This window comes from Phenylobacterium sp. (assembly GCF_031984885.1).
GTDB lineage: Bacteria > Pseudomonadota > Alphaproteobacteria > Caulobacterales > Caulobacteraceae > Phenylobacterium.
In genome coordinates, this window is record NZ_DAMABV010000001.1 from 117,187 (window position 1) to 135,364 (window position 18,178).

General features: G+C 70.6%; 18 protein-coding genes. 7 read left to right on the forward strand and 11 right to left on the reverse strand.

Annotated elements, in window-relative coordinates; genetic code table 11:
- Window position 1 precedes the first annotated feature (1 nt).
- The 5 genes from RTL41_RS00630 to RTL41_RS00650 all read right to left on the reverse strand — a co-directional run bounded on the left by RTL41_RS00630 (window position 2) and on the right by RTL41_RS00650 (window position 6,042).
- A complete protein-coding gene (locus RTL41_RS00630) occupies window positions 2–1,942 on the reverse strand; it encodes a transglycosylase domain-containing protein (protein WP_312160299.1) in 1,941 nt (646 codons plus the stop codon).
- 75 nt (window positions 1,943–2,017) lie between these two features.
- Window positions 2,018–3,085 carry a phosphotransferase family protein gene (locus RTL41_RS00635; RefSeq protein ID WP_312160301.1) on the reverse strand — a complete coding sequence of 356 codons (1,068 nt, stop codon included), beginning with the start codon at window positions 3,083–3,085 and terminating at the stop codon, window positions 2,018–2,020.
- Window positions 3,086–3,187: 102 nt separating this feature from the next.
- Window positions 3,188–4,462, reverse strand: coding sequence for a phosphoribosylamine--glycine ligase (gene purD, locus RTL41_RS00640; RefSeq protein ID WP_312160303.1), 1,275 nt, complete (start codon window positions 4,460–4,462; stop codon window positions 3,188–3,190).
- Between the two features lie 33 nt (window positions 4,463–4,495).
- Complete coding sequence (locus RTL41_RS00645; RefSeq protein ID WP_312160305.1) at window positions 4,496–4,960, reverse strand: VOC family protein; 465 nt, start codon at window positions 4,958–4,960, stop codon at window positions 4,496–4,498.
- A 68-nt stretch (window positions 4,961–5,028) separates the two neighbouring features.
- Complete coding sequence (locus RTL41_RS00650; protein WP_312160307.1) at window positions 5,029–6,042, reverse strand: 2'-deoxycytidine 5'-triphosphate deaminase; 1,014 nt, start codon at window positions 6,040–6,042, stop codon at window positions 5,029–5,031.
- A 138-nt stretch (window positions 6,043–6,180) separates the two neighbouring features.
- Between RTL41_RS00650 and metZ the strand changes: the two genes are divergently transcribed.
- On the forward strand, window positions 6,181–7,365 hold the full coding sequence (metZ, locus tag RTL41_RS00655) for an O-succinylhomoserine sulfhydrylase (protein WP_312160309.1): 1,185 nt from the start codon (window positions 6,181–6,183) through the stop codon (window positions 7,363–7,365).
- Here metZ and RTL41_RS00660 read toward each other — a convergent pair.
- The 4 genes from RTL41_RS00660 to RTL41_RS00675 all read right to left on the reverse strand — a co-directional run bounded on the left by RTL41_RS00660 (window position 7,340) and on the right by RTL41_RS00675 (window position 11,837).
- On the reverse strand, window positions 7,340–8,428 hold the full coding sequence (locus tag RTL41_RS00660; RefSeq protein ID WP_312160311.1) for a hypothetical protein: 1,089 nt from the start codon (window positions 8,426–8,428) through the stop codon (window positions 7,340–7,342). The genes metZ and RTL41_RS00660 overlap by 26 nt on opposite strands.
- A gap of 188 nt (window positions 8,429–8,616) precedes the next feature.
- Entirely contained in the window at window positions 8,617–9,522 is a 906-nt protein-coding gene (locus RTL41_RS00665; RefSeq protein WP_312160313.1) for an Hsp33 family molecular chaperone, read from the reverse strand.
- 90 nt (window positions 9,523–9,612) lie between these two features.
- Entirely contained in the window at window positions 9,613–10,548 is a 936-nt protein-coding gene (gene argF, locus RTL41_RS00670) for an ornithine carbamoyltransferase (RefSeq protein WP_312160315.1), read from the reverse strand.
- 113 nt (window positions 10,549–10,661) lie between these two features.
- Window positions 10,662–11,837 (reverse strand): aspartate aminotransferase family protein, encoded by a 1,176-nt coding sequence (locus RTL41_RS00675; protein ID WP_312161338.1) that lies wholly within the window; start codon window positions 11,835–11,837, stop codon window positions 10,662–10,664.
- Window positions 11,838–12,061: 224 nt separating this feature from the next.
- Here RTL41_RS00675 and RTL41_RS00680 point away from each other — a divergent pair, with 224 nt between their 5' ends.
- Window positions 12,062–12,472, forward strand: a complete 411-nt coding sequence (locus tag RTL41_RS00680) for a YbaY family lipoprotein (protein ID WP_312160317.1) — start codon at window positions 12,062–12,064, stop codon at window positions 12,470–12,472.
- A gap of 13 nt (window positions 12,473–12,485) precedes the next feature.
- Here RTL41_RS00680 and RTL41_RS00685 read toward each other — a convergent pair whose 3' ends face one another.
- Complete coding sequence (locus RTL41_RS00685) at window positions 12,486–13,307, reverse strand: ABC transporter permease (protein WP_312160319.1); 822 nt, start codon at window positions 13,305–13,307, stop codon at window positions 12,486–12,488.
- Window positions 13,308–13,558: 251 nt separating this feature from the next.
- Between RTL41_RS00685 and RTL41_RS00690 the strand changes: the two genes are divergently transcribed.
- The 4 genes from RTL41_RS00690 (at window position 13,559) to RTL41_RS00705 (ending at window position 16,721) form a co-directional block, all read left to right on the forward strand.
- A complete protein-coding gene (locus RTL41_RS00690) occupies window positions 13,559–14,068 on the forward strand; it encodes a GcrA family cell cycle regulator (protein ID WP_312160321.1) in 510 nt (169 codons plus the stop codon).
- Between the two features lie 97 nt (window positions 14,069–14,165).
- Complete coding sequence (gene xseA / locus RTL41_RS00695; protein ID WP_312160323.1) at window positions 14,166–15,620, forward strand: exodeoxyribonuclease VII large subunit; 1,455 nt, start codon at window positions 14,166–14,168, stop codon at window positions 15,618–15,620.
- A gap of 44 nt (window positions 15,621–15,664) precedes the next feature.
- On the forward strand, window positions 15,665–15,883 hold the full coding sequence (locus RTL41_RS00700) for a DUF2093 domain-containing protein (protein WP_312160325.1): 219 nt from the start codon (window positions 15,665–15,667) through the stop codon (window positions 15,881–15,883).
- A 145-nt stretch (window positions 15,884–16,028) separates the two neighbouring features.
- Window positions 16,029–16,721, forward strand: a complete 693-nt coding sequence (locus RTL41_RS00705; protein WP_312160327.1) for a M23 family metallopeptidase — start codon at window positions 16,029–16,031, stop codon at window positions 16,719–16,721.
- Window positions 16,722–16,727: 6 nt separating this feature from the next.
- Here the strand turns inward: RTL41_RS00705 and RTL41_RS00710 are convergent, their stop codons facing one another.
- Window positions 16,728–17,642, reverse strand: a complete 915-nt coding sequence (locus RTL41_RS00710) for a lysophospholipid acyltransferase family protein (protein ID WP_312160329.1) — start codon at window positions 17,640–17,642, stop codon at window positions 16,728–16,730.
- Window positions 17,643–17,769: 127 nt separating this feature from the next.
- Between RTL41_RS00710 and RTL41_RS00715 the strand changes: the two genes are divergently transcribed.
- Window positions 17,770–18,171, forward strand: coding sequence for a helix-turn-helix transcriptional regulator (locus RTL41_RS00715; RefSeq protein ID WP_312160331.1), 402 nt, complete (start codon window positions 17,770–17,772; stop codon window positions 18,169–18,171).
- Window positions 18,172–18,178 lie beyond the last annotated feature (7 nt).

The window sequence follows — 18,178 nt, forward strand, 5'->3', positions numbered from 1 at the left end:
CCTAGAAGATCGGCTGCAGGCCTTGCGGCGGCGGCGCGGCTGGAGCCGCCGGGGCGGGCGCGGCTTGCGGGACCGGGGCGGGCTGGCTTTCGACCGGGGCCTGCGGCGCAATCTCTTCCAGCGGCGCTTGCGGCTCGATCGGCGGCGGGGCGACCGGGGGGAGGCCGATCTGGCGGCCGTTGGCGCGGACCACGCCCTTGCTCATCGCAAAGCGCGCGAAGTCCCGCCAGATCTCGGCCGGCAGGCCGGCGCCGGCCACGCCGTTCATCGGGCTGTTGTCGTCGTTGCCGACCCAGACGCCGATCACCAGGTCGCCGACATAGCCGAGATAGAGCGCGTCGCGGTAATCCTGGGTCGTGCCGGTCTTGCCATAGGCGTAGGGCGAGACGTTGCCGCCGTTGGCGGTGCCGAAGACGACCGCCGCGCGCAGCAGGTCGCGCAGGCCGTCGCGCTCGGCGGCCGGAAGCTCCTTGGGGGCGGGCTTGCGCGCCTGGATCACGCCATAGGGCGTCACCGGATAGCGCCCGCCGGCCACGCCGGCATAGGCCGCCGTCATGTCCAGCAGGGTGGTCGGCGCGGTGCCGAGCGCAAGGGTCAGGTCGGGCGGGAACTGCGAGCGCAGGCCCATGTCCTCGGCCGCCTTGATGATCGCGCCGCGGCCGACCTGCTGGGCCAGGCGCGCGGCGGCGACGTTCGAGGAGCCGGCGAAGGCGTTGCGCAGATGGATCTCGCGGTTGGCGTAGTGGCCCTCGTGGTTCTTGGGCGACCAGTCGGCGATGGTCACGGGGGCGTCGAGGATCAGGCTGTCGGGCGTCATCCCCTGGCGCAGGGCGGCCTGGTAGACGAACAGCTTGAAGGCCGAGCCGGGCTGGCGCTGGGCGTCCGCGACGCGGTTGAACTGGCTGACCCTGTAGTCGTCGCCGCCGACCATCACCAGCACCCGCCCGTCGGGGCGCATGGCGACCAGGGCGGCCTGGCCGGCGTGCAGGTAGCCGCCGTGGCGCTTCAGCGCCGTGCGCACGATCTCCTCGGCGCGGTCCTGGAGGACGGAGTCGAGGGTGGTCGGGACCATGACCTCGCCATAGGCCGCCTCGAACGCCTCGCGCGCCTGGGACGAGACCCAGTCGGCGAAGTAGGAGCCGACGGGCAGCTTCTCGCGGCCGGAGCGGACGCTGGCCGGGCGGGCGGCGCGGGCCTGCTGCGGCGTTATGACGCCCTGGTCGGCCATCGCCGCAATGACGATCCGAGCCCGCTCGCGGGCCGCCTCCAGGTCCTCGGTCGGGGCCAGGCGCGAGGGGGCCTTGACCATGCCGGCCAGCATCGCCGCCTCGCTGATCGAGAGCGTGTCGGGGGTCTTGTCGAAGTAGTGGCGGGCGGCGGCGCGCAGGCCGAAGACGCCGTCGCCGAAATAGACGGTCGACAGGTACCTGGAGAGAATCTCGTCCTTGGACAGCCGCGCTTCCAGGTAGAGGGCGATCAGGGCTTCCTGGGCCTTGCGGCGCAGGCTGCGCTTGTTGCTGAGGAAGGCGTTCTTGGCGAGCTGCTGGGTGATGGTGGAGCCGCCCTGCTGGACCTCGCCGGCCGAGACGTTGCGCTGCAGGGCGCGGGTCAAGGCCTTCAAATCTATACCGAAATGGCTGTAAAAGCGCCGGTCCTCGATGGCGATGAAGGCGCCGGGAACGTGGCGGGGCAGCCCGGTCACGTCGACCGGCGGCTCCTTGTAGGAGCCGCGCCGGGCGAACGGCTTGCCGTCGGCGGTGACCAGCACCAGGGTCGGATCCGGCAGCGGCTCCAGCGCCCGCCCGAGCGGCAGGGACCAGACCATGAAGACGATCGCCGCGACCAGTGCCAGCGCCGCGCCGCCGGCGATCTGCCAGGGGCGGCGGCGCCAGATCGGCGGCCGTTCGCGCACGACGTCGGGTGCGCCGGTAAGCTCGGTCATGGGGTTCCGTACTCGGACGTTGGGCAAGGGCCCGGATCGGCCGATCGCCCTCTTCGCACGCCGCGACGGCGGTTTCTAGGCGCCGGCCCTCCGGGCGTACTCCCAGGCCGACTTGGCCAGCAGCGGCACGCGCTCGGCCATGGCCGCGGCCTGCGGGCTGTTGGCGGTGCCGTCGCGCACCCGGCCCACGATCCCCTGACAGATCCCGGCCAGCCGGAACATGTTGTAGGACAGGAACCAGTCGAGATGGTGCAGGCCCGCGCGGCCGGTGCGGGCGCAATAGGCCTCGACCGCCTCCTCGATGGTCGGGATGCCGTGCGCCTTGAGGTCGGGCAGTTGCGAGATCGTGCCGTTGACCCAGTTCATCAGGAGATAGGTGAAGTCGGCGAGCGGCTCGCCGAGCGTGCCCAGCTCCCAGTCGAGCACGGCGATGACCCGCGGCTCGGTCGGGTGGATGACCATGTTGTCCAGGCGGTAGTCGCCATGGACGATCGAGGTGCGCTCCTGCTCGGGCAGGGTCTTGGGCAGCCAGTCGATCAGCCGCTCCATCTCCTCGATGTGGGCGGTCTCCGAGGCCTTGTACTGCTTGGTCCAGCGGTCGACCTGACGGCCCATATAGTTGCCGGGCTTGCCGTAGTCGCCCAGGCCGATGGCCTGGTAGTCGGTGTTGTGCAGGTCGGCCAGGGTGTTGATCTTGGCCATGAAGATCGCATGGCGCTCGGCCGGCTCGTACTGCGGAAGCTGCTGGTCCCAGAGGATGCGGCCCTCGACCATGTCCATGACGTAGAACATGGTGCCGATGACGCTGTCGTCGGTGCAGAGGCCATAGGAGCGCGCCACCGGGAACCCGGTCGGATAGAGCGCGGTGATCACCTTATACTCGCGGTCGACCGCGTGGGCCGAGGGCAGCAGCTTGCCCGGCGGCTTGCGCCGCATGACGTACTTCTTGGCCGGGGTGATGAGCTGGTAGGTCGGGTTCGACTGCCCGCCCTTGAACTGACGGACTTCGAGCGGGCCGGCATAGCCCTCGACATTGGCCTGCATCCAGGCGGCCAGCGCGGCCTCATCGAAACGATGGGATTCGGCGACCTCCTTGGTCCCGCTGTTGAGCTGTTCGCGCTGCTGCTCTGCGGTGTCGGCCATGGCGGTTCCCTCGACGTTCGTACAGTTGTTTGAACCACCATACCGAGGCCGAGGCATACCGAGCAAGCCGTTCCGCCGCGGGAGCCGCCCAGGAACCGACCGCTAGCGGGCGGTCAGCGCCCGCCAGCCGATGTCGGTGCGATGGAAGCCGCCCGGCCAGTCGATCCGGGCCACCGCGGCATAGGCCTTGTCGCGGGCCTCCTGCAGGGTCGCGCCGCGGGCGCAGACGTTCAGCACCCGGCCGCCGGCGGCGCGCAGGGTCCCGTCGGCGTCGCGCGAGGCGCCGGCGTGGAAGACCACGACGTCGGGCCCGAAGTCCTGGTCGGCGCCGCGGATGATCGAGCCGGTCACCGGGCTTTCCGGATAGCCGTCGGCGGCCAGGACGACGCAGATCGCCGCCTCGTCGCGCCAGACCGCGGCCGGCGCCTGGGCCAGCTCGCCGTTGGCGCAGGCCAGCAGATAGGGAACCAGGTCGCTCTCCAGGCGCAGCATCAGCACCTGGCACTCGGGGTCGCCGAAGCGGACGTTGAACTCGACCAGCTTGGGGCCGTCCTTGGTGGCCATCAGCTCGACGAACAGCACGCCCTTGTAGGGCGCGCCTTCCGAGGCGATGCCGGCGAAAGCGGGCTCGGCCAGCCGCAGGCGGGTCTGTTCGATCAGCTCGGGTGTGAACACCGGGGCCGGGGAATAGGCGCCCATGCCGCCGGTGTTGGGGCCGATCTCGCCGTCATAGGCGCGCTTGTGGTCCTGGGCCGCGCCGAAGACGATGGAGTCCTTGCCGTCGCAGAGCGCGAACAGCGAGCCGATCTCGCCTTCGAGGAACTCCTCGATCACCACGCGGGCGCCCGCCGTGCCGAACCGGCCGCCCAGGGCGTCGTCGATGGCCGCCTCGGCCTCGGCCCGGTCCTGGGCGATGACGACGCCCTTGCCGGCCGCCAGGCCGTCGGCCTTGATCACATAGGGCGGCTGGAAGCCGTCCAGCGCCGCCTTGCCGGCCTCGGCCGTGTCGCAGACCTTGTAGCCGGCGGTCGGCAGGCCGTGGCGGTCGGTGAAGGCCTTGGTGAAGGCCTTGGAGGACTCAAGCCGGCCCGCGGCGGCCACGGGGCCGAAACAGGGGATCTGGGCCGCGTTCAGCGCGTCGGCCAGGCCCGCCTCGACCGACACCTCGGGTCCGATCACCACGAGGTCGGCGGCGATCTCCCGCGCCAGGGCGACCAGGGCCGGCACGTCGGTCGCCTTGATCGGCGCAAGTTCGCCCAAAGCCGCCATGCCCGGATTGCCCGGGGCCATGACCAGGCGCTTCACCAGCGGCGAGGCCGCGATCTTCCAGGCCAACGCATGTTCGCGCCCGCCCGAGCCGACGAGGAGGATGTTCATGCGCCGAGCGTTTGGCGCGCTTGATCGCGGCGGTCAAGGACGGGCCGCGCCGAGCCACCGGCGGACGACCTGCGCCGCCCGCTCGCCGGCGCCCGCGGCCGGCGCGCTGGGCGGGGCGGTGATCTCCAGGACCACGCCGTCGGGGTCCTCGAAATAGATCGACTGCTGGGCGCCGTGATCCTCCTCCCAGAAGCGCACGTCGGCGGCGCGGAGCCGGGTTCGCCAGGCGGCGAGGTCGGAGACGGCCTCGATCGCCATGGCGTAGTGCCGCGCGTCCCGCGGCAGGTCGCCATAGTCGGGGAGCTGGGCGTCCTTGAGCTCGACCAGCACGATCTCGCCGCCGCCGGGCAGCGGGAAGATCATCATCAGCCAGGGATAGGAACCCCAGTCGTCGCCATCGTGCGCCTCGGCCAGGGAGAGGCCGAGGACGTCGCGGTAGAAGGCGAGGCTTCGTCCGGCGTCGCGGACCGGAAAGACCACATGGTCCAGTCTGAGCATGCCAAACCCTCCTTTGAGGGAGGGGCCAGCATAGCACATGCGCCGGGCCGGCGGGGGCGGCTTCGGCCCTAGCTCCAGACCCGGAAGTGCTTGGAGAGCTTGAGGCCCTGGCGCTGGTAGTGGGAGCCGTTATCCCCGTACAGACGGGCAGGTTTCGCGGTCAGGGGCTCATAAACCAGCCGAGCGACGGTCTGGCCGTCCTCGAGCAGGAACGGGGTCTCGTGGCTGCGCACCTCGAGCACGCCGCGCGAACCGACGCCGCCCGCCTCTTCGGTGCCGAAGCCGGGATCGAAGAAGCCGGCGTAGTGGACGCGGAACTCGCCGACCGAGGGGTCGATCGGGGTCATCTCGGCCGCTTCCATGACCGGGATCTCGACGGCCTCCTTGGAGGCCAGGATGTAGAACTCGCCCGGATCGAGCAGCAGCTCGCCCCGGCGCGGGATCAGCGGTTCCCAGAAGTCCTTGGGGTCGTGGCCGTCGACATGGTCCATGTCGACGACGCCGGCATGGCGTCGCGCCCGGAACCCGGCGACGCCGTCGGTGAGGTCGACCCCGACGCTGCGGACCTGGAGCTTGGGCGGCTCGCCGCGCTTCAGGCGCAACTGGTTGAGGCGCGTGGAGGTGCGCACCAGGATCGAGAAGGTCTGCGGCGCGATCTCGATATAGGTCGGGCCGGCATAGCCCTCGGACACGTCGTCGAAGGCGACCGAATTGTTGGTCAGCAGCCGCACGAACACGTCGACGCGGCCGGTGGAGCTCTTGGGATTGGCGCGAGCCGAGATGCCCTTGGGCAGGGCCAGGGCCTCCTGCAGCTCGGCGATGTAGACGCAGCCCCGCTCCAGCACCGCCCCGCGGGTCAGGTCGAGTTCGTGCATGGCCACGTCCTCGATGCGCTGGGGCACGGTGCGCCCCAGGCCCGGCAGGAACGAGGCGCGCACGCGCCAGGCCCGCGCGCCCAGGCGCAGGTCCAGGCTGGCCGGCTGGACCTGGTCCCTGTCGAAGGGACGGGAGGACGTGATGGCGCCCGCGGCGATCAGGTCTTCGATGGATTGGGAGGGCAAGATGCCGGGGGCGTCGTTCATCGCCGCGACACTCGCCGCCCGTCACGAGTCTGGCAAGGCTCGACGCCCGCTTCACCTGCAAGCCGCGGCAGATTTTCACTGGTGGCGGAGGGCCGGGACGGGGTTTAGAACGCGACGCCTAAGCTGAAAGGAACCACCATGGCCGAAGACACGCGCGACTGGGAGCTCGAGACCAAGCTGGTGCGCGGCGGCCTGGCGCGGACGCCCTACGGCGAGATTTCCGAAGCCCTGTTTCTGACCCAGAGCTTCTCCTACGAGAGCGCCGGCGCGGCCGACAAGCGCTTCTCCGGCGAGGAGCCGGGCTTCATCTACCAGCGCTTCGGCAACCCGACGACGGCGATGTTCGAGGACCGCCTGGCGCTGCTGGAAGGCGCCGAGTCCTGCCGCGCCACGGCCTCGGGCATGGCGGCGGTGCACGTAGCGCTGCAGGGCCTGGTGCGGGCCGGCGACCATATCGTGGCGGGCCGGGCGCTGTTCGGCTCCTGCCGCTGGATCCTGTCGGAATGGATGCCGCGGTTCGGGGTCGAGGTGACCTATGTCGACGCCACCGACCTGGACGCCTGGAAGAACGCCGTGCGGCCCAACACCAAGGCCTTCCTGGTCGAGAGCCCGGCCAACCCGCTGCTGGAGGTGACCGCCATCGGCGCGGTCGCCGAGATCGCCCACGCGGCCGGCGCCAAGCTGGTGGTCGACAACGTGTTCGCCACGCCGGTCTTCCAGAAGCCGCTGGCCCTGGGTGCGGATATCGTCGTCTATTCGGCGACCAAGCACATCGACGGCCAGGGCCGGGTGCTGGGCGGCGCGATCCTGGGCGCCGAGCCGCTGATGACCGAGTCCTACAAGGAAATCCTGCGCCACACCGGGCCGGCGCTGTCGCCGTTCAACGCCTGGGTGCTGCTGAAGGGGCTGGAGACGCTGGAGCTGCGCGTCACCCGCCAGGCCCAGAACGCCGCCAAGATCGCCGAGGTGATCGCCGCGCACTCGAAGGCCAGGACGGTGCTCTACCCGACGCGGCCCGACCATCCGCAGGCGGCGATCATCGCCAACCAGATGACCGGCGGCGGCAATGTCGTGGCCTTCGACCTGGGCAGCCGCGAGGCCGCCTGGCGGTTCCTGGACACGCTGGAGATCGTCGACATCTCCAACAACCTGGGCGACGCCAAGTCGATGGCCACCCATCCCTGCACCACCACGCACCGCTCGATGCCCGAGGCCGAGCGGCTGGAGATCGGCCTGACCGAGGGCTGGGTGCGGATGAGCGTCGGCCTGGAAGGCGCCGGCGACCTGGCCCGCGACGTCAACCGCGCGCTGGACGCGGCCTGAGTTCGAGCCACTCCAGGATCTCGGCGCTCATCTCCACCGGATAGGTGTGGGCGAGGTCGGCGATCTCCCGATAGGCGACCTCGGCGCCGGCGCCCTCCAGGGCCCGGACGGCGTCGCGCGCCATCTCGACCTGGAACATCCAGTCGAGCGCGCCGTGCGCGACGTGGATCGGCAGGCCGCGCAGGCGATCGGCGTCGGCCATCTGGGCCAGCATCGGATGGAAGGCGGCGGCGACGGGGGCGAGGTGCGTGAAGGGCGAGCCCGGCTCCAGCCCGCTCACATAGCTGAAGGTCCCGCCGTCGCTCATGCCGGTGAGCAGCAGGCGGCCGGGGTCGAGGTTCCAGCGCGCGCCGATCTGCGAGACGATGTGCGCCAGGTTGGGGGTGTCGAGGTCCGGCCCCGACAGCGCCCAGGTCTGGCCCAGGGCGGTGGGGGCGACGACGATGGCGCCGTGGCTGCGGGCGGCCCGCAGCCAGCTCCACAGGAAGGCGCGGCCATTGCCCGAGCCGCCGTGCAGGGCCACCACCAGCGGCCAGGCGCGGTCGGCGGCGTAGTACTCCGGCACGTAGAGCGAGAACGCGCCGCGCGCGCCCGGCTCGCCGCCGGCGTGCATGACGCCGGTGTGCGGCGCGGGGGCGTTGAAGCGGGCCTGCCGTCGCGGGTCGCCGCGGACGCCGGGCTCCAGGAAGAAACGGTTCACCGGCGGCAGCAGGCCGGCCAGGGGATAGAGCGCCTCCAGCGCCTGCGGCCCGTGGCGCAACGCCTTGAAGGCCTCGCGCGCGTCGCCGGCCGCCACGCCCGCGCGCAGGGCCTCGAACCCGGAGACGACGGCTTGGCCCGCTTCCTCCAGCGGCCCGCGCAGCGCGGCGACCGGCCCCTGCCAGCCGCCGGCCCGTTGCAGGTGCTCGGCCAGGCCCGCCTCGGGCGCGCCGACCGCGGCCAGCAGCGCGGGCAGGTCAGGCGGGTTCAGCCGCCGACCGATGAAGGCGAGCGCCTCCAGCGCGCCCAGAAGCGCGCCGGTCAGGGCGGCCAGCTCGTCGAACTCGCGGTCGGCGTCATCCATGCCGCATAGTCGCGTCAGCGGCGGCGGGAGGCCAGCCCCGAGAAAGCCTGGAAATCAAGGCTGTCATCCCGGTTCCGGCGCAGCCGAAGACCGGGACCCATTCGCGCCGTGCCTGACGAATGAGGCGCGGCCTTGCCGCAAAAGCTCAACTGACTTGATGACGCCTATGAACTGATGACAGCCGTGAGCTAGAGGCTGGCCGGATCGATGGCGTAGACCGTCGAGCAGTATTCGCAGGTGACGCGGATCTGGCCGTCGTCCTCGACCATGTCGGCGCGCTCGTCCGCGCCGAACGACTTCAGCACGGTCTCGATGCGCTCCTGCGAGCAGCGGCAGAAGGCCTGCAGGGCCTTGGGCTCGAACACCCGCACGCCGTCCTCGTGGAAGAGGCGGAACAGCAGGGTGTCGGCCGAGATCGTCGGGTCGAGCAGCTCGTCCTCGCCGATGGTCTCGAAGAACGCCTGGCTGCGCACCCAGGGCTCGGTGGTCGGGCCGCGGGCCTCGTCCTCGGCGATGTTCTGGATCAGCATGCCGCCGGCGCGCCAGTGCGGCCCCTGGCCGACATCGGCCTGGCCGACGGCCAGGCGCACGCGGGTCGGGGTCTGCTCGGACTGGGCGAAGTACTGCTCGGCGCACAGGGCCAGGGTCTCGCCCTCGATGGCGGTGACGCCCTGGTAGCGGTCCATGTCCGGGCCCTGGTCGACGGTCATGATGAACACGCCGCCGCCCAGCAGGCTCTTGGCGCCGGGGCGCGCGAAGCCGGTGGTCAGCTTGGCGACCTCGTCGGCGTCGAACCGGCAGTAGCCGCGCAGGGCGCCGGAGGTGTCGTAGTCGGCCACCACGTAGCGCACCGGGCCGTCGCCCTGGGCCTGGACGATCAGCCGGCCTTCGAACTTGAGGCTGGAGCCGACCAGGGCGGCGAGCGCGCAGGCCTCGCCCAGCAGGTTGGCGACCGGCTCGGGATAGGCGTGGCCGGAGAGGATCTTGTCGACCGCCTCGCCCAGGCGGACCAGGCGTCCGCGCACGGGTTCGCCTTCGATCTGGAAGGGGGCGACGATGTCGTCGGGGATGGCGTTCATGACGGTGTCGGACATGGTGGCGGCATATAGGGAGCCGATGTCGAAGTTGCGAGCTTCACCGATTTTCCTCTTCCTCCCCCATCGCGACGGGGGAGGAAGGGATCGTCAGATCGCGCCGAAGCACCAGGCCAGGATCGACTTCTGGGCGTGGATGCGGTTTTCCGCCTCGTCCCAGATCAGCGACTGCGGGCCGTCGATGACGTCGTCGGTGACTTCCTCGCCGCGGTGGGCCGGCAGGCAGTGCAGGAAGACGCCGTCGGAGGCCGCCAGGGCCATCAGGTCGCGGTCGACCTGATAGGGCTCCAGCGCTTCCAGGCGCTCGTCGTGGTCGGTGTCGCCCATCGACACCCAGGTATCGGTGATCACGCAGTCGGCCCCGCGCACCGCTTCGCGCGGGTCGGCGGTGGTCATGATCTGGCCCTGCTGCTCGGCGGCGCGGGCCAGGTCCATCAGGTCGGGGTGATAGACCGCCGGGCTGGCGATGTTCAGCTTGAAGCCGAGCTTGGGCGCGGCGTGGATGAAGCTGGAGCAGACGTTGTTGCCGTCGCCCACCCAGGCGAAGGTCTTGCCGCGCACCGGGCCGCGATGCTCCTCGAAGGTCATCAGGTCGGCGATGATCTGGCAGGGATGGCCCTTGTCCGACAGGCCGTTGATGACCGGCACGGTGGAGGCGTAGGCCAGCCGCTCGACGTCGTCGTGGCTGTTGGCGCGCAGCATGATCGCATCGACCATGCGCGAGAGCACCTTGGCGGTGTCCTCGATCGTCTCGCCGCGGCCGAGCTGCATGTCGGCGGCGGTGGAGATGATCACGTCGCCGCCAAGCTGGCGCATGGCGGCGTCGAACGAGAAGCGGGTGCGGGTCGAGTTCTTCTGGAAGATCATCGCCAGCGTGCGCTCGCGGGCGGGCGCGTCGCCGTCGGGGCGGCCCTGCGGCCAGCCGCGGCGGGCGGCCTTGCGGGCCTTGGCGTCGTCGAGGATGGCGCGCAGGTCGGAAGCTTCGATCTTCCAGAGGTCGACAAAGTGTCTGACGGGTTGGGTCATGGCGGGGTCCAACTGACCCCGCTCGTCCCGGCCGGGGCCGGGGGCCAGTTTCCTCTGGCGCGAGCGGGGTGTTTCACCTGGGTCCCGGCCTTGGCCGGGACGAGCGGTTGTATTCAGGCGGCCTTGGCCTTGGCGCGGGCGGCTTCGCAGGCGCGGTCCAGCTTCTCGACCGCCTCGCGGGCCTCCTCCAGGGTGAGGGTCAGGGGCGGCAGCAGGCGCACGCAGTTGTCGCCGCCGCCGGCCACCAGCAGGTGCTGGTCGCGGGCGAGCTGCATGAACTCGCGGTTGTTGGTGGCGAGCTTGAGGCCGATCAGCAGGCCCTTGCCGCGGATGTCGAGCACGACGTCGGGATAGCGGTCCTTCAGCCCGTTGAACTGCTGGGTGAAGTAGCCGGCCAGCTCGCGGACGTGGTCCATGAGCTCGGGCCTGGACAGCTCCTCCATCGAGGCCAGGCCGACGGCCATGGCCAGCGGGTTGCCGCCGTAGGTCGAGCCGTGCGAGCCGACGGTCATGCCGGCGCCGGCCGCGGCCGAGGTCACGCAGGCGCCGATCGGGAAGCCGCCGCCCAGGGCCTTGGCCAGGGCCACGATGTCGGGCTTGACGCCGGCCGCCCATTCCCAGGCGAACAGCTTGCCGGTGCGGCCCAGGCCGCACTGGATCTCGTCGAGGATCAACAGCACGCCGGTCTCGTCGCAGAGCTGGCGCATCTGCTGGAGCTGCTGCTCGGTCAGGGCCCGCGCCCCGCCCTCGCCCTGCACCGGCTCGACGATGATCGCCGCGGTGGTCGGGCCGACGGCGGCCTTCAGCGCCTCCATGTCGCCGAACGGCAACTGGACGAAGCCCGGCATGCGCGGGCCGAAGCCCTCCAGATAGGCGGCGTTGCCCGAGGCGTTGACCGCGGCCAGGGTGCGGCCGTGGAAAGAGCCCTCGAAGCCGATGATGTCGATCCGCTCGGGCGCGCCCTTGGCCCAGTGATACTTGCGCGCGGTCTTGATCGCGCACTCGACCGCCTCGGCGCCGGAGTTGGTGAAGAACACCTCGTCCAGGCCGGTGAGGTCGGTCAGCACCTTGGCCAGCTTTTCCTGGCCCGGGATCTGGAAGACGTTGGAGACGTGCCAGAGCTTCTCGGCCTGCTCCTTGACCGCCGCCACCAGCTTGGGGTTGGCGTGGCCGAGCGCATTGACCGCGATGCCGGCCATGCAGTCGAGATAGGCTTCCCCGTCCGTGGTGAACAGGCGCGCGCCCTCGCCTCGTTCGAACGCCAGCGGGGCGCGGTTGTAGACGCCCATGATGTGGTCGCTGGGAACGGTCGCGGCGTGTTGCGCGGTCTTTTCAGTCACGGGGATGCCCTCCGAAAACGTAAGCGTCCCCGCGGCGAGCGCTGCGGGGACTGGAAGGCTTGGCGTTTTCCGCTGGGAACGGCGGTCTGTCAATGACCGGTTCTGTGAAGCTTCATGGACCGCCTGGCCGCCACGGTCCATGTTTGGCCACGTTCGCCCCCGAGGAGGCCCGCATGAAACCGATCCACGCCCTCGCCCCGCTCGCCGCCCTGGCCCTCGCCGGATGCGCATCCATGGAACCGCCGCCCGCCGCCCAGGCCCAGGTCACCGGCTCGGTGCTCTATCGCGAGCGGATCATGCTGCCGCCCACCGCCACGGTGACCGTGACCCTGGCCGACACCTCGCTGATGGACGCCCCGGCCCAGGTGATCGACACCCAGGTCATCACCGGCGGCTCGCCGCCCTACCGGTTCGCGCTGTCCTACGACCCGGCCAGGATCATCGCCAACCACACCTATTCGGTGTCGGCGCGGATCGAGGTCGACGGCAGGCTGCGCTTCATCACCGACACCCATACGCCGGTGATCACCCACGGGGCGCCGACCCACGTCGAGATGATCGCCGTGGGCGTGCCGCAGACCTGAGCCCAGGGCCGGCTCAGGTCTTGAGCTTGTAGCCGGTCTCGAACATCCAGAGGCACAGGCAGGCGAAGGCCGCCACCAGGCCCGCGGTCATGCCGACGCCGGCCAGCAGCGAGCCCTCCGCATGGCCGATGAAGCCGTAGCGGAAGCCGTCGATCAGATAGAAGAACGGGTTGTAGTGGCTGGCCGTGCGGAACGGCTCGGGCAGCTTGTCGACCAGGTAGAAGGTCCCCGACAGGAAGGTCAGGGGCATGATGATGAAGTTGGTGACCACCGCCATGTGGTCGAACTTCTCGGCCCACAGCCCGGCCATGATGCCCAGCATCCCCAGGATCAGCGCCGCGCTGATCCCGAAATAGAGCACCGCCCAGAGGTGGACGACCGGCAGGGCGGCGAAGGGCAGGATGGCCGCGAAGGTCACCGCGCCGACCACCACGCCGCGCGTGGCCGCGCCCAGCGAGAAGGCCAGCACCTGCTCGACCGGCGTCAGCGGCGGGGTCATGAAGTCGCCGACCAGGCCGTTGAACTTCGCCTGCAGCAGCGACGATGACGAGTTGGCGAAGGCGTTGTTGAGGATCTGCATCATGATCAGGCCCGGCGCCACGAACACCGCGAAGGGCGTGCCGTGGATCGGCGGGGCCGCGCCGCGCACCGCCACGACGAAGACCATCATATAGAGCAGCGCCGTGACCACCGGGGCGGCCAGGGTCTGCATCCCCACCTTCCAGAAGCGGCGGACCTCGCGGGTGTAGAGGGTTCCGAACCCCGCCCAGTTGAACCCGTGATAGTCGCGGGGCTGCGGCGGAACGACGGCTTCGGATGCGGGCATGTCCTTCATGGCCCTGGATGTGCGCCCGCTGCAGCCAGTTCGCAAGCGCCTGGAGGCGCCGCCCGGCAGGCGAACCCTGTGGACAGAATCAACATCTGGTTTCTGTGGACGAAGCTAAGGGCGCCTATTGTGGCCGTTAATGGATCGGTTACGATATCTAGTAGTTGATGGCGGTCAGGTTTTCGGACTGCCACAAGATGTAGATCCCGGCCAACCCGCGGGGGCGGCGCCGGGGGCGTACAAGCGGGTGGAGGCCAGACATGGGTTGGACTGACGAACGCGTCGAGAGTCTGAAGAAACTCTGGCAAGACGGCCTTTCGGCCAGCCAGATCGCAAAGCAATTGGGCGGGGTGACCCGCAACGCCGTCATCGGCAAGGTCCATCGCCTGGGCCTGTCGGGACGCGCCGCGCCCTCGAAACCGGCGCGCCCGGCCTTCAAGGCGCCGCGTCCGGCCCGTCCGGCGGCGGCTCCGGCCACGCCGCGGCGCATCGCCGAGCCGACCGCGGTCGCCGCCGCGCCGGCCCCGACGCCCGCGCCGGTGCGCTATGTCGAAGAAGCTCCGGGCACGGCCACCGTGCTGACCCTGGGCGCGCACATGTGCAAGTGGCCGATCGGCGATCCGTCGAGCGACAGCTTCACCTTCTGCGGCCGCCGGCAGGACGAGGGCCCCTACTGCATGGAGCACGCCCGCGTCGCCTATCAGCCGGTGCAGACCAAGAAGCGTTCGGGCGCCAACGAACTGGCCCGCTCGCTGCGCCGGTACATCTGATCCGGGGGGATGGGTTCAGGGCGCGCCCTGCGACGGCTTGCTGTCGCCCGGCGCGCCCGAACTTCTTTTTGACGGCGCACGCCGCTATGTCTCGCCCATGACCGACGTCGCGCCCGACACCGACAGCAACGCCAAGGCCTACTCGGTCTCGGAACTCGCGTTCGCGCTGAAGCGGACGCTGGAGGACGCCTACGGCTTCGTGCGCCTGCGGGGCGAGCTGTCGAAGGTCACCCACCACTCCAACGGCCACGTCTACCTGACCATCAAGGACGAACGCGCCGCCATCGACGGGGTGGTGTGGAAGGGCTCGGTCAAGAACCTCTCGATCCGTCCCCAGCAGGGGATGGAGGTCGTGGTCACCGGCAAGATCACCACCTATCCGGCCGGCTCGCGCTACCAGATGGTCATCGAGACCATGGAGGCGGCCGGCGTCGGCGCCCTGCTGGCCCAACTCGAACGCCTGAAGGCCAAGCTGCATGGCGAGGGCCTGTTCGACCCGGCCCGCAAGCAGCCGCTGCCGACCATGCCGGGCGTGGTCGGGGTGATCACCAGCCCGACCGGGGCGGTGATCCGCGACATCCTGCACCGCATCCGCGACCGCTGGCCCTGCCGGGTGATCGTCTGGCCGGTCGTGGTGCAGGGCGACGCCGCCGCCGGGCAGGTCGCCAACGCCATCGCCCGCTTCAACGCCATGGGCGACGACGGCCCCGTGCCGCGCCCCGACATCCTGATCGTCGCGCGCGGCGGCGGTTCGGTCGAAGACCTCTGGGCGTTCAACGACGAGAACCTGGCCCGCACCGTGGCGGCCGGGACCATCCCGCTGATCTCGGCCGTGGGGCATGAGACCGACACCACCCTGATCGACTTCGTCTCCGACCGCCGCGCCCCGACCCCGACCGCCGCGGCCGAGATGGCGACGCCGGTCCTGGCCGAGCTGAAGGCCTATATCGGCGACCTGTCGGCGCGGCTGCACCGCTGCGGCGGACGCACGGTCGAGGACCGCCGCGGCCGGGTCGAGCACGCCGGCCGGGCGCTGTCGCGGGTCCCCGACCTGGTCGAGATGGCCGCCCAGCGCTTCAACCTGGCCTCCAGCCGGCTGGGCGCGGGGCTGTCGCGCAACGTGGCGGCGCACCACACCGACCTGGTGCGGATATCCTCGCGGCTGTCGCCCAGCCTGCTGCAACGGCCCCAGCAGGTGCACGCCGATCGCCTCTCGCGGCTGGTGCTGCGCCTGAAGCCGGCGATGGAACGCGGCCTGGACCGGACCGCCGAGCGGCTCTCCAGCCTGTCGAAGCTCTACGCCTCGGTCGACCCCAGCGCGCCGCTGAAGCGCGGCTTCGCCCGCGTGCACCGCGCCGACGGCTCGCTGGTGCGCGAAGGCGCCTCGCTGGCCAGCGGCGAAGGCGTGCGGCTGGTCTTCGCCGACCAGAGCCGCCAGGCGACCATCGACGGGACGCCCAGCGCCGCCCCGCCCGCGCCGTCGCAGCCGGCCAGGCCGGCGCGCGCGCCGAGGCCCCCGCCGCCGCCCTCCAACCAGGGCGATCTGTTCTGACGGCGCCCTGTTCCGACCGACTTTCGCGCGCTACATAGAGATCCATGAACGCCCACGACCGCGACCTCACCGGCTCCGACATCGCCACGCTGCACTATGGCGACGGCGAATTCGTCGTCCTCAAGCCGGGCCGCTACGTGATCTGCGCCGTCTCCAAGGTGAAGATCCCCGTGGAGGCGCTGCGCTACTGGAACCCAGCCCTCCAGGAAGCCTACGCCACCCCGGTCGAAGCGCTGGCGCGGTGGAAAGAGCTGCATCCCTGACGCGCGCCTGAACCGCCGCGCGGCGGTTCTCGGGCTGGCCTCCACCGCGCTGAGCAGCCCCGCCCTGGCGGCGGCCGAACTCTCGCTGAGCGGGCGCTTCCAGCAGGGCGGCTTTGCGATCGGCCGGACGGTCAGGCACGCCCAGGTGTTCCTGGACGGCCAGCCGGTCACCCGCGCCTCCGACGGCGGCTTCTTCTATCTGGGCTTCGACCGCGACGCCGGACCCAAGGCCGCGATCCGGGTCGACGGCCGCGGCGGCGAGGCCAGCCGCGTGCTCGAGATCGGCAAGGCCGACTACGACGTCCAGCGCATCAAGGGCCTGCGGCAGGTCTACCAGGGCCAGGCCAGCCCGGAGCTGGAGGCCCGCATCGCCGACGAGAGCCGCCGCAAGGCGCAGGCCTTCGCCAGCCGCGTGGAGCACGACGACTTCCGCGGCGGCTTTTCCGCGCCCTTGCGGGACTTCCGGGTCACGGCCCGGTTCGGCGGCCAGCGGATCATCGACGGGCGGCCGCGCCCGCCGCACTACGGCGTCGACCTGGCCGCGCCGCGCGGCACGCCGGTCTACGCCCCGGCCGGCGGGCTGGTGGTGCTGGCCGACAGCGACATGCTCTTCGAAGGCGGCCTGGTGATGATCGACCATGGCCAGGGCCTGGTCTGCGCCTATCTGCACCTGAGCGAGGTGGACGTCATGCGCGGCGCCAGGGTCGCCCGCGGCGAGCGCATCGGGGCGGTCGGCGCGACCGGCCGCGCCACCGGCCCGCACCTGTGCTGGCGGCTCAAGTGGCGCGGGCGGAACATGAACCCGATGCTGATGGTGGGCGTGCCGGGGCCGGCCTGAAGTTGCTCAGCGGCCGCGCCGATAGGTCTCGTTCGGCCAGCGCTTGTGGGTCCAGAACCATTCGGCCGGACGCTCGCGCACCATGCTCTCGATCATGGCGTTGATCTTGCGCACGCCCGCCTCGATGTCGGCGGTCATGTTGCCGGTGCGCTCCAGGCGGATCGGGTCGTGCACGACCACTCGGAAGCGGGCCTTGCGCCCCCGCTGCACGGACATCGGCTGGAGCACGGTGTTGAACCGCAGCGCCAGGCGCGAGGGCCCCGGCGCGGTGTGGCAGGTGACGCCGAAGAACGGCGCGGCGACCCCGCCGTTGAACTTCTGGTCGTTCATCAGCGCGACGGAATCGCCCCGGCCCAGGGCGGCCAGCAGTTCGCGCGCGCCGTCCCCGCCCTTGGGTGCGAAGTAGCGGACGCCATAGCGGAAGCGATAGTCGCGGACCCGCTTCTCGACGTGCGGGTTGTTCATCGCCCGATAGGTGATCTGGCACTTCACGGGCGAATTGACGATCGCGGCCGGCATCACCTCGAAATTGGCGAAGTGGCCCGAAACGAACACCACCGGCTCCTGGTTGGCGGCGATCTCGTCGAAGCGCTGGCCGTTGACGATCTCCACGCGGCCGGGCGCGCCGATGATCCGGTCCATGATCAGCAGTTCGAGGAAGGTGCGGCCGGTATTGTCCCACTGGGCCTTCAGCAGGCCGGCGATCTCGGCGTCCGAGGCCTGCGGAAAGGCGATGCGCAGATTGGTCTCGGCCACCTTGTGCGCGCCGGTCAGCGGCCCCAGGGTCTTGAAGAACCAGGCTCCGAAATCGGACACCAGGTCGACCGGCAATATCCGCGCGAACGCGATCACCACGTCGAAGGCCAGGGCCTCCAACCGCCACAAAAGATCCTGCGCCAACGGGGGCTTGGTCTGCGTCATGCCCCTCTAGTAGTCGCCTCGTTCCCTGTCGCGCAACGCGAACGGCGCTCGCTTGGCGCGCGACTTGCGAAATTCGGTTCAGGCCGTCTCGCTTTGGGACGGGCGCCAAGCAGAGGAACCGGGGGCGATGGAAGCCATGGGCAGCAATATCGACGTTCATCTGGGCAAGCGGCTGCGCCGTCGGCGGCGCCTGCTGGGCCTGACCCAACAACAACTGGCCGGCGCCTGCGGCGTGCGGTTCCAGCAGATCCAGAAATACGAGTGCGGCGCCAACCGCATTTCCGCGGCCCGCCTGTGGCAGTTGTCGGAAGCGCTGGAGGTGCCGGTGGGCTATTTCTACGACGGCCTGGCCGAGGCCGCGCAGCGCGAGCATGCGCTGGGCGAGGGCCTGGGCGAAGCCGGCGGCGAGGTGCTGGGCCGCAAGGAGACCCAGGACCTGATCCGCGCCTATTATCAGCTCGGCGAGCGTCCGCGCCGCCGGCTGCTCGACCTCGCCAAGTCGCTGAACGGCGAGCACGAGGCCGCCTGACGCCTGC